The 15400-nt window shown below is 30.2% G+C and carries 14 protein-coding genes; 13 read left to right on the top strand and 1 reads right to left on the bottom strand.

What is annotated here, in order from left to right; all coding sequences use genetic code 11:
* From C7U55_RS10775 to C7U55_RS10800, 6 genes are all read left to right on the top strand, one after another.
* On the top strand, window positions 1–473 hold a 473-nt coding region (locus tag C7U55_RS10775; protein WP_146139622.1), incomplete at its 5' end, for a PLP-dependent cysteine synthase family protein.
* A 36-nt stretch (window positions 474–509) separates the two neighbouring features.
* Entirely contained in the window at window positions 510–1184 is a 675-nt protein-coding gene (locus C7U55_RS10780) for a B3/B4 domain-containing protein (RefSeq protein ID WP_106988564.1), read from the top strand.
* Between the two features lie 134 nt (window positions 1185–1318).
* Window positions 1319–1741 (top strand): MarR family winged helix-turn-helix transcriptional regulator, encoded by a 423-nt coding sequence (locus tag C7U55_RS10785; RefSeq protein WP_106988565.1) that lies wholly within the window; start codon window positions 1319–1321, stop codon window positions 1739–1741.
* Between the two features lie 9 nt (window positions 1742–1750).
* Window positions 1751–3046, top strand: coding sequence for an ABC transporter permease family protein (locus C7U55_RS10790; protein ID WP_106988566.1), 1296 nt, complete (start codon window positions 1751–1753; stop codon window positions 3044–3046).
* Window position 3047: 1 nt separating this feature from the next.
* Entirely contained in the window at window positions 3048–3818 is a 771-nt protein-coding gene (locus C7U55_RS10795; RefSeq protein ID WP_106988567.1) for an ABC transporter ATP-binding protein, read from the top strand.
* Window positions 3818–5089, top strand: coding sequence for an FtsX-like permease family protein (locus C7U55_RS10800; RefSeq protein WP_106988568.1), 1272 nt, complete (start codon window positions 3818–3820; stop codon window positions 5087–5089). Before C7U55_RS10795 ends, C7U55_RS10800 begins: the two co-directional genes overlap by 1 nt.
* Here C7U55_RS10800 and C7U55_RS10805 read toward each other — a convergent pair whose 3' ends face one another.
* Complete coding sequence (locus tag C7U55_RS10805) at window positions 5090–5617, bottom strand: metallophosphoesterase family protein (RefSeq protein WP_106988569.1); 528 nt, start codon at window positions 5615–5617, stop codon at window positions 5090–5092. It lies immediately after the preceding gene.
* Window positions 5618–5678: 61 nt separating this feature from the next.
* Between C7U55_RS10805 and C7U55_RS10810 the strand changes: the two genes are divergently transcribed.
* The 7 genes from C7U55_RS10810 to C7U55_RS10840 all read left to right on the top strand — a co-directional run bounded on the left by C7U55_RS10810 (window position 5679) and on the right by C7U55_RS10840 (window position 15350).
* Window positions 5679–6383, top strand: coding sequence for an ABC transporter ATP-binding protein (locus tag C7U55_RS10810; protein ID WP_106988570.1), 705 nt, complete (start codon window positions 5679–5681; stop codon window positions 6381–6383).
* A 2-nt stretch (window positions 6384–6385) separates the two neighbouring features.
* Window positions 6386–9613 (top strand): ABC transporter permease, encoded by a 3228-nt coding sequence (locus C7U55_RS10815; protein ID WP_106988571.1) that lies wholly within the window; start codon window positions 6386–6388, stop codon window positions 9611–9613.
* 202 nt (window positions 9614–9815) lie between these two features.
* Window positions 9816–11330 carry a C40 family peptidase gene (locus tag C7U55_RS10820; RefSeq protein WP_227280036.1) on the top strand — a complete coding sequence of 505 codons (1515 nt, stop codon included), beginning with the start codon at window positions 9816–9818 and terminating at the stop codon, window positions 11328–11330.
* Between the two features lie 169 nt (window positions 11331–11499).
* Window positions 11500–12915 carry a C40 family peptidase gene (locus C7U55_RS10825; protein ID WP_106988572.1) on the top strand — a complete coding sequence of 472 codons (1416 nt, stop codon included), beginning with the start codon at window positions 11500–11502 and terminating at the stop codon, window positions 12913–12915.
* Between the two features lie 67 nt (window positions 12916–12982).
* Entirely contained in the window at window positions 12983–14458 is a 1476-nt protein-coding gene (locus C7U55_RS10830; RefSeq protein WP_106988573.1) for an NAD(P)H-hydrate dehydratase, read from the top strand.
* Between the two features lie 95 nt (window positions 14459–14553).
* Window positions 14554–15036 (top strand): hypothetical protein, encoded by a 483-nt coding sequence (locus tag C7U55_RS10835; protein WP_106988574.1) that lies wholly within the window; start codon window positions 14554–14556, stop codon window positions 15034–15036.
* A complete protein-coding gene (locus tag C7U55_RS10840) occupies window positions 15033–15350 on the top strand; it encodes a hypothetical protein (RefSeq protein WP_106988575.1) in 318 nt (105 codons plus the stop codon). Before C7U55_RS10835 ends, C7U55_RS10840 begins: the two co-directional genes overlap by 4 nt.
* Window positions 15351–15400: the final 50 nt, after the last annotated feature.

Raw genomic sequence — 15400 nt, forward strand, 5'->3', positions numbered from 1 at the left:
CACAAGCACACTACAAGACAACAGGACCAGAAATCTATAGCCAAACAGAAGGGAAAGTAGATATCTTTGTAGCGGGAGTAGGAACCGGAGGAACAATTTCAGGGATTGGAAAATACTTGAAAGAACAAAATCCAAATGTAAAAGTAGTGGCGGTAGAACCAGCAAGTTCACCGGTATTATCAACAGGAAAAGGTGGAGCACATAAGATTCAAGGAATCGGAGCAGGATTTGTACCAGATACATTAGATACAAAAATCTATGATGAAATCATCACGGTAGAAAATGAAGATGCGTTTGCTACAGGAAAAGAAGTAGCAAAGACAGAAGGAATCTTAATAGGTATTTCATCAGGGGCAGCAATCCAAGCAGCGAAGGAACTTGCAAAAAGAGAAGAAAATAAAGGGAAGACAATAGTTGTCTTATTACCAGATGGTGGAGATCGTTATTTATCAACACCTTTAATTCAAGATTAGGGAAATTCTTTTCCCTTTTTTAATAGGAGAGATAGGATGAATCGAAAATTTGAATTTAAAGTACAACAAGACGTGCTTGATTTAGGAGTTAAAATTAAAGGTGTAAGAATACATGATATTGATAATACAGTGTATTCTTCTGCTTTAGATGATTATATAGATGTTCATGTAAAACGTCTTTTAGAAAACAATTCATTAGAATCTTTAAAAAAGAATCAAGTGATTCAAGGATTTTATGAATTACATAAAGAAGTTGGTATTCCCAAAAGAAAGAATTTACCAGCAAGTGAAAATCTTTTAAAAAATCTATTAAAGAAACAAGAATTTCATAAAATCAACCCCTTAGTAGATCTCTATAACTTAATATCTATGGATACTAAATTAGCTTTAGGAGCCCATGATTTAGATAAAACAGAGGGAAATATTACTTTAAGACTAACTCAAGGAAATGAAAATTATATTCCTTTAGGGAGTGAAGAAGCTAAAGAGGTCAAAGCAGGTATTTATAGTTATATAGATGATGCCAATGATATTATTTGTTTTAGTGAAATAAGACAAGTAGATAAAACAAAAGTCACAAATGAAAGCAAAGATATTTTCTTTATTGTTCAAGGAAATAAAGAAACCTCTGATAAATATGTAAAAGATATAGCTAAAGAATTAATTATAGTTGTTACTTATTATTTAGGTGGAACTGGGGAAATACTTTAAAAAAAATCAAAATTTAAGGGATGACATGATAAAATACAGGGATCTTACCCAAATTTGCAAAAATATGTCGAATTCGACATGTTTTTGTTGTAATTACATATAAGCGCTTTTATAATTGGGAAAGGGGAATATGTATGAATCAAGAATATCAAGTATTGGTGGCGTTAGATTTGCTGACGACACAGATGAATAAGTATGCCAATAAGAAGCTAAAACCTTATGGGCTTAAATTCAATGAATTAAATATTATTCGTTTTGTAGCACAAACAAATAAAGTGGTTTATCAAAAAACGATTTGTCAAAATTTTCAATTGCCTCATTCGACAGTTGTGGGAATTGTTTTTCGTTTAGAAGATAAAGGTTGGCTTTTAATGGGAAATAGTCATTTTGATAAACGTCATACACGTATTGTTATTACGGATAAAGGAAAAAACTTGATTCAGGAAACAGAAGATATCTATCAAGATATCATGAATAAAATGAAAATGATTTTATCTGAAGAAGAAATAGAAAATTGTATTCATTCAATAGATCAAATTAAAGAATTATTTAAATAGGAGGGTGCTATGGGAACTTTTAAATTTTCAATAAGAATGCTTGTCAAAGACTATAAAAAGAGTTTATTTTATGGAATTACTCTGATATTTGCGGTTACCGTATGTTTTGTGTTTTTCAATATTATTAATAATCCAGATTTAGCTGATCAAGCGATTGCTAAAAGTGGGGGTACATGGAATGAGGTACAAATGCCTTTTTCTTCGATATTGTCTTTTTTAATTATTTGTTTTTGTTGTTTTATGATTTTCTTCGCAAATAATTTCTTTTTATCAAGAAAGACAACAGAACTTGCTATCATGGCTATGTCTGGTTCAGGGTACATTAATTCAACGATGTATGTTTTATATCAAACATTTACTTTGTTGATTCTTGCTACACCTTTAGGAATTTTAATTGGGAGATGTGTGGTTCCCTTTTCGAATGCTTACATGTATCAAATGTTGGATGTTTCTAAAGATCCATCCATTATACCAGGCGAAGCTTATCTTTATTCATTTATCTTAGTTGCCATAGTTTTATCAATGATTTGTGTTTTGACGGCAGGCTTTTTACATAAAAATGATATTCAAACTCTTTTAAGTCAAGAAAAAGAAATGAAAGTTAAAAAAAATACGAAAAAAAGTGTTTCACTTGTTTTCTTTGGAATCTATATTTTTGGAATTGTTATGATGTTTATGAATCCACATGAACCAACCGCTTATATTGCGCCAACGCTTGTAGGGTTATCGGGGGCAGTAGGAGTGATTCGTTATGTGTTACCAGATGTTGTAAGAAATTTAAAAAGAGGAATTTTTCTTACAAAAAGATATGTTCTTATTTCAATTTCTAATTTAAATTATTCGATTCAAAGATCACTTCTTTTATTTTCTTTAATGACGATAGCTGTTACAGGAATGCTTGCCATTCTTGCTTCTAATATTCATTCACCACGTGAATTTACGACAGGAGTTATTGGTTATGTGGTTGTTATTGTTTTACTAGTTGTTTCGATTATTTATAAGTTATCGATGGAAGCTATGACTAGAAAAACACTTTTCTTGAATTTATGGAAAATCGGTTATACCAAAAAAGAACTTAATAAAATAGTACGACAAGAAGTTATTAGTTATTATTTTGTTTTGATTTTAATTCCGCTTATTTATATTGTTTTTATATCAGGACGTTTTATTTATTATGGGGATATGTCATTTCAATTTGTATTTGTCTATATTTTATCGTATGTTATACCAATTATTATTTCAGGATTTATTACTTATGTTCAATATATCGATGCAGTAGTTAAACCAATCAAAGGAGGAAAATAAAATGGAAAAAAAAGAAATACTTGTTGCTGATAAAATTACAAAAATTTATGGAATTGGAACAAAAACACTTTATGAAGCTTTACATGAAGTTTCACTAACAATGTATGAAGGTGAATTTGTGTGTATCATGGGACCTTCTGGGGCTGGTAAATCGACCTTCATTAATAACCTTTCAACCATTGATATTCCTACAAAAGGAAAAGTTTTTATTAATGGTAAAGAAGTACGTGTTATGTCAGAAGGGGAAATTGGTAAGTTTAGATATGAAAATTTAGGTTTTATTTTCCAAGAATTTAACCTCTTAGATAGTTTAACTATTTTTGAAAATATCGCTGTACCACTAACTCTTGCAAATGTGGATAAAAAAGAAATTACCAAAAGAGTCGAAGAAGTTGCTGAAAAACTCGATGTAGCGCAAACTCTTGATAAATATCCTAATGAATGTTCAGGTGGACAAAGACAAAGAGTGGCTATCTGTCGAGCACTTGTTACTAATCCTAAATTGATTGTGGCAGATGAACCAACTGGAAATCTTGATAGTAAAAACTCTCATGAAATTCTTTCTTTATTTAAAGTGCTTAATGAAAAAGAAGGTGTCTCTATTTTAATGGTAACACATGATAGTAAGATTGCTTCTTATTCTTCTAAACTATTATATATTAAAGATGGAATTATCGATCGTACGATTGAAAGAGAAGGATTATCACAAAAAGAATATTTTTATAAAATAGTTGATATTAATTCAAGCGAATCACAAGAACTCTTTGAATAATGGGTATCATTAAACTTGCATTTGTTTCTTTAAAGAAAGATATGTCAAAAAGTATCTTTTACTTTTTGACCTTTCTTCTTACAACTATTTTTATATTCTCTTTTTTTAATCTTACATTTAATCCTTATTCAGGCATTCATTTAGGAAAAGATGATACAACCTTTGTGACACCTATTGCAGTCTTTGTTATTGTTATTGCTATGCTTTGTGTTTTTCTCGCAAATAACTTTTATGTATCTAATAAAGGAAAAGAAATTTCGATTATTTTGATGTCAGGAGCAAGTATTTATCAATTAGGTTTCTACTTATTCTTACAAGTTTTTATAATCATGCTTTGCGCGATTCCTTTAGGTCTTATTTTAGGATATTTACTGATTCCAACAATTAATTCCTTATTTATGATGACTTTTAAATATAGCGGACAGCTTTTCTATTTATCAAGTCAAACCTTTCCAGCAACCTTCATGATTCTTGCTTTTGAAGTCATGTGGTGTTCTATGTTGAATTTAGGTTATTGTGTAAGAAGTACGATCAATTCCATGATACATGATAAAAATAAGATAGATCTAAGTGGTCTAAAAGGTCCACAAATTACGAGTAAAGTTTTTATTGTTTTTTATTTCGTACCTATGTTTTTATTTTTATTTGTGAAAGATTCGACATCTTATATGTTTATTGCTTTATTTGGCTTGATTGGTATATCAGGTCTTATAAAAAAAGTGTTACCAGAGTTTATTCGAAAAAGACAGAGAAATAATTCATTAGAGAATTCAGAAGATTTAATCGCATTAGGTTTTTTTCATAGTGATATTCAAAAAATCTTTGGACTATTGCTGATTTCTTTACTTTCCTCTGTTTTACTTACTTGTATGATCGTTTATACAATAAAACAACCACTTGTTTCAATGGTTGCTTTAATGTCTTATGTTTCAGTGATGATTTTAATGTCATTGACGATTGTTTTTAAAATAGGAATGGAACTTTCTAAAAGAAAAGGTAATTTTGAAAATCTTTGTCGTTTAGGTTTTTCTCTTGGACAATTAAAAAGAATTATAAAAAAAGAAATGATTTGTTTCTATGGTGTTATTCTTTTACTTCCATTATCCTATCAAATCATTATCTTATGTAATTTACTTCTAAGAGCTAAAATTACGTTTTATTTATTTTTAACTATCTTAATTATACAAATTGTTCCTTTATTAATAAGCTATCTATTAAGCATGAAACTTTATAAAGGTATTTTACCAACTTCAATCATTATGGAAAAATAATTATTTAAAGAATCTTTTAAAAAAGGATTCTTTTTTTATTTTTTTAAAAGGATTACAAGGAGAATCGGTCTTTAAATCATAAAATGTGACTTCTTGATTTGTGGTTTCAAATACACAATAAGTAGGATGAGGATACTGACCACGAGGAAAAGTCATACTTCCTGGATTGATAAAAATTGTGTTTTCTTTTTTATAATAAGTTGGATTATGTGTATGACCAAAACAAACGACATCTAGATGATGATTGGAAGCATACGCTTCAAGTTCATAAGGGGATTCATCAATGTGGAAAAGATGTCCATGACAAATAAAGAATTTCAAATGATCAATATCCAGTGTTAAATCTTTTGGTAAATCAATAAAATCATTGTTTCCTCGTACATTATAGAAGTGATCTACTTCTAAAGGAGTATAAGGCATATAGATATCACCACAGTGAATATAATAAGATGCTGGATGATTTTTAATAAATTGTAATAGGGTTTGTTTGGTCATAGAATGACTATCGGATAAAATAATGATTTTCATAAATAACCTCCTTAAATATGTTATAATTATTTTATCATAAAATAAGAAAGTGAGGTATTTTATGTCAGCATTTATACAATTTAAAGATGTGAAAAAAACTTATAAAGTAGGAGATATTGAGATTCATGCCAGTAATGGTGTCAATTTTGAAGTCAATAAAGGTGAATTTGTGGTCATTGTTGGACCGAGTGGAGCAGGTAAAACAACGATCTTAAATCTACTAGGAGGAATGGACCAACCTACAAGTGGTTCGATTATGGTTGATGGTCAAGATGTTGCACGTTATAGTGAAGCAAAACTTACACAATATCGACGAGATGATATTGGTTTTGTTTTCCAATTCTATAATCTTGTTCAAAACTTAACAGCCTTAGAAAATGTGGAATTAGCTTCACAAATTTCTAAAGATCCGCTTGATGAAAAAATGGTTTTGAAAAGGGTAGAGCTTGAAAATCGTATGAATAACTTTCCAGCACAGTTATCTGGTGGAGAACAACAACGTGTGGCTATTGCCCGTGCAATTGCGAAAAATCCTAAACTTCTTTTATGTGATGAACCTACAGGAGCACTTGATTATTTGACAGGAAAAGCGATTTTAGCGTTACTTAGAGAAATGTGTGATAAATATAATATGACCGTAATTGTCATCACTCATAATAGTGCTCTAGCGCCTATGGCTGATCGTGTGATTCATTTGAAAAATGGAAAGGTTGATCAAATGTTTTTAAATGAACATCCTCAACCGATTCAAGAAATTGAGTGGTAGTTATGAAGAAGAAAGCGTATTTAAAAAATCAGGTGCGTATTATTAAAAAAACAAAAGCTCGTTTTTTATCTATTTTTTGTATTGTTTTTTTAGGAGCTTCGTTTTTTGCAGGACTAAGACAAAGTCCGGTCATTATGAAAGAATCTATACACGATTATTTACAAACCTATCAATGGAATGATTTGAATTATATTGCAACATATGGATTTAATGATTCTGTGATAAAAAAGGTACAAAAATTGAAAGAAGTAGAAAGCGTTGATTATGGTTTTCGTTTTGATGCTTTGATGTCTTATGATGAAAAAGCAAATATTGGTATGACGGTTTATAGTGATGATGATTTTAAAACAGGTGTTGATCTTCCTGAACTTTTAAAAGGAAGATTGCCAAAAGAAGAAAATGAATGTTTGATGGATTATCAATATATGAAAAAATCCTCTTTAAAATTAAAAGACAGTGTTACTTTAGAAAGTGATTATGGTAAAAAGAAATATAAGATTGTTGGAATTGTGAATGATAGTCGTTATATTAGTGATTTAGAAAGAGGAACGAATAGCTTAGGAGATGGAAATAACAGTGGTTTTGTTTTTGTTTTAACGAAAGGAAATGAAAACATGGCTGTTCCTCAAGAGTTATTTGATTTACATGGTGAAGAGACTTTTTATAATGATTTGCGTGTTCATTTAAAAAATGGAAAAGATTATTATGAATTTGATGATGATTATGATACGTATGTCAAACCAACCAATAAGGAAATTAAAACGATTTTAAAAAGTTATAATAATGATTTATATGAAAAAAACAAAACAGATGCTTTAAATGAAATTGCAGATGGCGAAAAGAAGTATCAAGATGGTTTAAATGAATATCAAGAGGGTATGGATGCTTATAATCAAGGTAAAAAACAATATCTTGATGGTAAGAAACAATATGATCAAGGATATCTTCAATATCAACAAGGATTAAAAGATTATCAAAATGGCTTAACGAAATATAATCAGGGTTATCATCAATATCAAAGTGGCTTAAAACAATATGAAGAAGGCTATCGTCAATATCAAAGTGGGTATAACACCTATCTTTCATATGAAAATCAAGTAAAACAATATGATGAATCTTTAAAAACGATTGAAGATCAAATCAATCAATTAGGTGGATTAGAAGTTGTAAAAAATATTCCAAGTGAATCACCTTACTATCAACAATGTCAAGTTTTATTACAAGGCTATGATGCTTTGAAACAAAATGAAACACAAATCAATACATTGAAAGCACAGCTTCCAAGTATTCAAGAAGAACTTTCAAAAAATAAAGCGGTTCTTGATTCTTCAAAAGTAACTTTAGATCAAAGTAAGGAACAATTAGATGTATCTAAAAAGAAATTAGATGATTCTAAAGCTCTTTTAGACCAAACAGGAATTAAACTAGCAAATTCTAAAAAACAATTAAATCAAGCAAAGAATGAGCTTGAGACAAACTATCCAAAACTTGAAGAAGCAAAAGTTGATTTAGAAAAGGCTAAAGAAGATTTAGAAGAAGCTAAAGAACAAGTAAATGATTTAAAAAAAGGAAAAATCATTACACTTACGAAAAATGAAAGTGCAGCCATTTTAAGTTTTAGCGGAAACTGTGATTCCATCGATGCCTTATCTATAATTTTCCCAATTCTCTTTTTCTTAGTAGCGGCGCTTGTTTCCATGACAACAATGACAAGAATGGTCGAAGAATTAAGAGTACAAAATGGAACATTTATGGCTTTGGGATACAAGAAAAAAGATGTCATTATGCAATATCTAGTTTATGCCTTTTTAGCGACTTTCTTTGCTTGTAGTTTAGGAATTGTCTTTGGAACCTATTTTTTCCCAAGTATTATTTATTACCTCTATCGTATTATGATGTTTGATGTTGGCGCACCAACCCGAGTTATTTTTAAAGCATCGACATGTATTCAAACCTATTTGATTTCGGTAGGTATTATTTTACTTGTAACTTTTATGGTCTGTTCAAAAGAATTAAAAGAACGACCAGCACAGATTTTAAGACCAAAAGCACCAAAACTTGGAAAACGTATTTTACTTGAAAGAATGACTTTTATTTGGAAACGTTTATCTTTTAATCAAAAGGTAACAATGAGAAATATCTTTAGATATAAAAAACGTTTCTTAATGTCAGTTATTGGAATTGCTGGATGTACCGCTTTAATTGTGATTGGCTTTGGTATTAAATATTCAGTTTCTCCACTTGCAAGTGAACAATATGGTAAGATGTGGATTTATGATGGTGTTGTTAATTATCAAGATGACTTAACGGAAACTGAAGAAAAACAAATTCAACAAGATTTTAAAAATCAAAAACAAGTGAAATCAACAATGGGAATTTTTAATAAAACCACAACAATTGATAGTCAAATGGTCACAATTGAAATACCAAGTCAACCAAAAGAATTTGATAAATATATTCATATGAGTGATTATCAAAGTGGAAAAACATTGTCTTTAAATGATCAAGGTGTTTATATCAATGCGAAACTTGCAGAGCTTTTTGATTTAAAAGTAGGAGATCAAATGACGATTTCTTTAGATAATAAAGATTATAAGGTAAAGATTGCTGGTATTTATAAGCTTTATTTTAGACATTATATGTATATGTCACCAACCTATTATAAAAAACTTACAAATCAAGAAATACACTATAACAGTCAATACTTTAAACTTCATCAAAATGTAAATGAAAAAGCATTAACAAAATATTGTGATCGACAAAAAAATATAACATCCATTCAATATGTAAGTGGTATTTCTGAAGGATTCTATAGTCAAATGGAAAGCTTGGATAGTGTTGTCTTAATTTTAATTGTTTGTGCGGGAGCTCTTGCATTTATTGTTCTTTATAATTTAACGAATATTAATATTCAAGAAAGAAAGAGTGAAATTGCGACAATTAAAGTTTTAGGTTTCTATCCAAAAGAAGTTTATGATTATGTCTTTAGAGAAAATATTATTCTTTCTGTTATTGGATCAATTGTAGGTCTCTTTTTAGGAAAAATAATTCATGGTTATTTGATTCGAACAGTAGAAGTTGACATGGCAATGTTTATTCGTAGTGTCAATTTAAAATGTTATTTCATTGCCTTTATTTTAACAATGATCTTTACATTCTTAATTGATTATTATATGCGACGTGTTTTGAAAAAAATTGATATGGTAGAATCTTTAAAGAGTATTGAGTAATTTCTATCTAGCCAAAATTTGGTTTAGGATATCGTAAAATCAGCAAAATATACGAAAAAAATTAAAAAAAATTAAATCTTTTGAATCCTATGCTAGGGTTGACTTTCAAGAGAATGAGACCTTGTTTAGACATGCTCAAGGGTGGATTTTAGTGTTCATTTACGTTATAATACATTTGTATTTTGTTGAAAGGAGGAGACGAATGGAGAAAAATATTAAGGAAAGAGTTAGTCAAATTGTAAACGATAAAAATGTTAAAGAGAAGTTAACTCAGTTTTTCCAAGAAAAAATTGTAAATAGAAAAGCGATGTTTATCCCTATTGCAGGTGTTGCAACGTTTATGTTAGTTGGTTACGCTGCTGCTGATACAGAAGCACCAGTGATTGTCTCTGATCAAATTGAAGTAACTTATGGTGAAAAATTTGATGTAGATACATTAGATATTACTGACAACCGTGATGAAAGAAGTGACATTCAAGTAAATGCTGATCTTGCATCATTAAATGTTCAACAATTAGGTGATTATAAGATTACTGTAACAGCAACTGATTCATTTAATAATGAAACAACAAAAGAAGTTACAGTAAAAGTGGTTGACCAAGTTGGTCCAAAAATTGAAACTTTAGGTTCGAGTGAAGGATATGTTGTTGAGGTTCCTGTTAAAGGAAGCAATGACTTAGCAAGTTATGTAAAAGCAACAGATGATGTTGATGGTGATGTTACACCATTTATGGAATCTGATAAAGCTTTAGATACTTCTAAGTTAGGTACTCAAACAATTACTTTAAAAGCATCTGATGTTTCAGGAAATGAAACAGAAAGAACAATTGATTTTGCGGTAACAGATACAGAAGCGCCAGTTATTAGTTTAACAAATGGTGCAAATGTTACTGTTAACTATAGTTCTGATTTCAATTTATCAAACTATGTTTCAGTAAATGATAACTATGATGGTTCAATTCAACCTCAAGTTGAAGGAAGTGTTGATACACGTAAAGAAGATGGTACTCAAACATTAACAATTAATGCAACTGATTCATCTGGAAATAAATCAACTGCACAATTAAATGTTAATGTCAAAGATACACAAGCACCAACAATTTCTTTATCTAAATCAGAAGTTACAGTAAATGCAGGAGAAAGTTTAGATTTATCTAAATACTTATCAAGTGCAACAGATAATAAAGATGGTGATTTAAAATCAAAAGTTTCAATCCCATCAGTAAGTACTTCAAGAGCAGGAACATATACTGCAACTTATTCAGTAAGTGATTCTGAAGGAAATAAAGCAACTGCTTCATTATCTGTAAAAGTAAAAGCTATTCAAGCTGCAAGAACTTCTAGAAAATCATCTGTAGCAGTTGGTACAACTTCAAGACCAAACTATTATGGAACTTCGGTAATCGGAGCTGCTTATTCAAGACTTGGATGCCCATACGTATGGGGTGCTGAGGGACCAAATACATTTGACTGCTCTGGTCTAGTAAAATGGTGTTATGCAAAAGCTGGTAAATCTTTACCACATTCATCAAGTGCGATGAAATCATCTGGTACAGTAATCAGCGTATCAAGTGCACAACCTGGAGATATCTTATGGAGACCAGGACACGTAGCAATTTATGTTGGTGGTAACCAATATATTCATGCTCCTCAAACAGGAGATGTTGTTAAAGTATCTTCTGGTGTAGGAAGCTTTAGTTGCGCAATTAGACCTTAATATTAAAAAGTCGTGGAAAAATCACGGCTTTTTTTTACTTTAATTTTAAAAAAAGGTTCAGTAATAGTTTTGAAAATGTAAAAAATAGCGATAAATTCAACACATTTGCATTTTGTTTGAAAATATGTTATGATAAACAACGGTTAAAAAATATCAAAAGGAGAACACTATGAAAACAGACGTACAGACCAGGCTCAAAACATTGTTTGAAGAAACGGTTTTAAAACGTAAAGCAATGTTTATTCCAATACTTGGTGTAGCTACTTTTATGCTAGTAGGTTATGCTGGTGTGGATCATGAAAAGCCTGAAATACTATCGAATCATATTGAGATACCTTATGGTGAAAAGTTTGATACAGATATGATTGATATTATTGATAATCACGATGAAAGAAGTGAATTAGTGGTCAACGCTAATACACAATCTTTAAATGTGAATCAATTAGGAAGTTATCAAGTGGAGGTAGAAGCAACAGATCAATTTAATAATGTTGCCGTTAAAACAATTCAAGTAGATGTTGTTGATGACGAATCTCCAAAAATTAAAACTGTTGGAGCAAGTAATGGTTATTATATTGAAGTTCCTGTTTTTGGAAGTTCAGATTTATCATCTTACTTAAAGGCAACAGATAATGTAGATGGAGATGTTACACCATTTATTGAAAGTGACAAGAAGTTAGATACTTCAAAACAAGGAACACAAACAATTGAAGTATCAGTAAGTGATAATAGTGGAAACACAACAAAAGAAACCTATAAATTCTTCGTTGCAGATATGCAAGCACCAGAAATTACTCTAAAATCAGGAAATGATATTACAGTAAATTATGGCAGTGAATTTAAATGGCAAGATTACATGACAATCAAAGATAACTTAGATGTTAATGTTGAACCACAAATTGAAGGTAAAATTGATACAAAACAGTTAGATCAACAAACAACATTAACAGTAATCGTTAAAGATAGTGCCGGAAACACTTCAAAAGAAACCTTAAATGCGACAGTAAAAGATGTTACTGGTCCAGAAATTGTTTTATCAACAAATAAGGTTTCTCTTGATAAAGGAGCACAAGTTGATTTAAAGTCGTATATTACATCTGCCGTAGATAATTTAGATGGAGATATGAAAGATAAAATTACTTTTAATACTATCGATACATCAACTACAGGAAATAAAACAGTCACATATACAGGTATGGATACAGCAGGAAATAAAACAGAAGTACAATTACAAGTAGAAGTCACATTCTCTGGAGAAAGAATTGTAAATACTGGTTTATCTAAACGAGGATGTCCATATGTATGGGGTTCAACAGGACCTAATTCATTTGACTGTTCAGGGTTTACTCAATGGGTATATCGTCAAAATGGAATTTCTATTCCAAGAACATCTGCTGAACAAAGAGCGTCCGCTAAGAAGATTGTAAGTTTATCAGAACTTGAAGTTGGGGATATCTTATGGCGTTCAGGGCATGTTGGTATTTATATTGGAAATGGACAATATGTGCATGCTCCTCATACAGGAGATGTTGTTAAAGTATCTTCTGGTATTGGAAGTTTTACATGTGGACTTAGATATCAATAGAAAGGTTACGTAAGTAGCCTTTTTTTTTATTCTTTAAAAAGCTATAATAGGGAAAAGGGGTGGTATTGTGTATATTGCGACAAGTAAACAATTAAAAAGATATGATCGAGCATTATTGGATTATGGTTATTCTATAGAAGAATTAGTAGATAAAGCGAGTGATTGTTTAATTAAACATTTTCATCATTATCGAAAGGTCATGATTGTTTGTGGTCCAGGAAATAATGGAGCTGATGGGATTTCTTTGGGGATTAAACTTTTTAAGGAAGGAAAAGAAGTTTTACTTTGTTATAGCGGACTTCCTGAAAAATTATCACAGGCAAATAATTATTATGTTCAACAGGTAGATAATTTAGGAATTGAAACTTTATTTTTAGACGAAGAATCTTTAGATGAGTTTCAAAGAAGAATGAATGATTATGATGTTGTCGTTGATGCCTTATTTGGCTTTGGACTTAATAGTGATCTAAGAGGAATTGTAAAGTATGTCGTTGATGCTATTAATAATACAATGGAAAATGATGTGATTTCTATTGATATTCCCACAGGTTTAAATCCAGATACAGGAAATCCGTATAATAGTTGTATTTGTGCTTTGCAGACTATTACCTTGACAGCCTATAAACTTGCGTTTTTAAATCCTGATAGTAGTCTTTATACAGGCAAAATCAGTTTAGAATTATTAGATGCTAAATCGTTTCATGAAGAAATGTTATTTTCACAACCAATTGATTATAAGTGGGCAAAATATCATTTAAAAGAAAGAGTCTATGATGGTCATAAGGGTACTTATGGAAAGATTATACACGTTACAGGCTGTTATCATTATCGAGGAGCGGCTTTACTTGCTTCTAAAGCAGCTCTTTATACGGGAAGTGGTTTAGTCACTGTTTGTTCAAATGAAAAAGTCATTGATGCTTTAAGTTTATATTGTCCAGAAGCAACATCAATGGTTAGAAATACATATCTTGACGAAAAAGTATTTCATGATAAAGATGCTTTGCTTCTAGGCAGTGGTTTAGGACTAAATGAAGAAAATGAACAACTTATGTGTCGTCTTTTAAAAAATATCAAAATACCTACCGTTATTGATGGAGATGCTCTTACGATTCTTTCTAAACATTTAGAATTATTAGAAAATCATGAAGGACCATGGATTTTAACACCACATCATGGTGAATTTAAACGGTTTGTGAATTTTTCAAATATTTCAGAAATGATTGATCAAGCCAATGTATTTGCAAAGAAGTATCATATCATTCTTGTTTTAAAAGGGCCACACACTTTTATTAGTGATGGTTATGAAACGTATCGTATTGATTCAGGCAATAGAGGAATGTCTTCGGCGGGAATGGGAGACACACTTGCCGGTATCATTAGTAGTTTTTTAGGACAAGGCTATCTTCCTAAAGAAGCAGCCCTTTTAGGAACTTATCTTCATGGTTTATGTGGTGATGAAGTATATAAGGAAAACTATACAGTGATAGCTTCTAAGGTGATAGAAAAGATTCCGATGATGATGAAAAAACTAAAGGAAGACTAATTACGAAACGAAGGTTTCGTAATTTTTTTACTTTTTTGAAAAAATAAAAAGAAAAAAGGAATAAAAAAGACAATATATATAGTGATGTGATAAATATGGATGGTGTTATAGAAAATACATCAACAGATAAGATTATTATGATTGATAAACTTTGTAAAAGAATCCTAGGACATCCAGAAGTGCTAGGAAGAATCATAAAAGGCTTTATTAAAGAAGCAGAAAATTTATCTTTAGAAGAAATCATGGAACTTATTAAAGTGAAGAAAGATCATGAAGGAAACTATTATTTTCAACAGCTCAATAATGTAAGTGACATTCCTCATCATAGAAAAGTAGAATTTGACTATTTTTGTTGTATCAATCTTCCTCAAAAAGAAGGTACAACAAAAAGAATCTATTCAGATATGGAAATACAAAATGTAGAAAATTCAGGGTATAGCTTAGTTACAAGAGGTCAAGATTATCTTTCAAGAATGGTTATCTATCAAAATGGAAGAGAATATGATTATCGAAATTATAAGAATATGAAAAAAACTATGTCCTTCTCCAGGCAGCTAAAAAAAGAGATGGGCATATGAACCGTTATAAAACAACTGAACAAAATATCAATGGAACGACTATTGAAAAATTAGAAAATTATGATAAAGGGGAACAGATTATGATATACTTGAATAAAGATCATGATATAGAAAACAAGTATGACAGGGTTGATTGGGTATTAACACCTTTGGTTGTGTTTTTTAATAATACGTTAGATTTATTAGGAAAGAAAAATATTGAACATGTAAGAAATTTAATGAATGAACTTCCATGTTCAATGCAAAGAGCGATGGATATTTTAAAACTAACAACATATGAAAGAAAAGAAATTGAAAAATATTTCCAAGCTTAAATTATTATTTTTTGAATTGAAATATGATAGGCGATATGAATTTCATACCG

The sequence above is a fragment of the Faecalibacillus faecis genome (genome assembly GCF_003024675.1).
GTDB classification, from domain to species: domain Bacteria; phylum Bacillota_I; class Bacilli_A; order Erysipelotrichales; family Coprobacillaceae; genus Faecalibacillus; species Faecalibacillus faecis.

Bases quoted from the DNA above. Each gene is read 5' to 3' on its own strand.
- C7U55_RS10780 (WP_106988564.1), top strand. From the start codon at position 510: ATGAATCGAAAATTTGAATTTAAAGTACAACAAGACGTGCTTGATTTA.
- C7U55_RS10785 (WP_106988565.1), top strand. From the start codon at position 1,319: ATGAATCAAGAATATCAAGTATTGGTGGCGTTAGATTTGCTGACGACA.
- C7U55_RS10790 (WP_106988566.1), top strand. From the start codon at position 1,751: ATGGGAACTTTTAAATTTTCAATAAGAATGCTTGTCAAAGACTATAAA.
- C7U55_RS10795 (WP_106988567.1), top strand. From the start codon at position 3,048: ATGGAAAAAAAAGAAATACTTGTTGCTGATAAAATTACAAAAATTTAT.
- C7U55_RS10800 (WP_106988568.1), top strand. From the start codon at position 3,818: ATGGGTATCATTAAACTTGCATTTGTTTCTTTAAAGAAAGATATGTCA.
- C7U55_RS10805 (WP_106988569.1), bottom strand. From the start codon at position 5,617: ATGAAAATCATTATTTTATCCGATAGTCATTCTATGACCAAACAAACC.
- C7U55_RS10810 (WP_106988570.1), top strand. From the start codon at position 5,679: ATGTCAGCATTTATACAATTTAAAGATGTGAAAAAAACTTATAAAGTA.
- C7U55_RS10815 (WP_106988571.1), top strand. From the start codon at position 6,386: ATGAAGAAGAAAGCGTATTTAAAAAATCAGGTGCGTATTATTAAAAAA.
- C7U55_RS10820 (WP_227280036.1), top strand. From the start codon at position 9,816: ATGGAGAAAAATATTAAGGAAAGAGTTAGTCAAATTGTAAACGATAAA.
- C7U55_RS10825 (WP_106988572.1), top strand. From the start codon at position 11,500: ATGAAAACAGACGTACAGACCAGGCTCAAAACATTGTTTGAAGAAACG.
- C7U55_RS10835 (WP_106988574.1), top strand. From the start codon at position 14,554: ATGGATGGTGTTATAGAAAATACATCAACAGATAAGATTATTATGATT.
- C7U55_RS10840 (WP_106988575.1), top strand. From the start codon at position 15,033: ATGAACCGTTATAAAACAACTGAACAAAATATCAATGGAACGACTATT.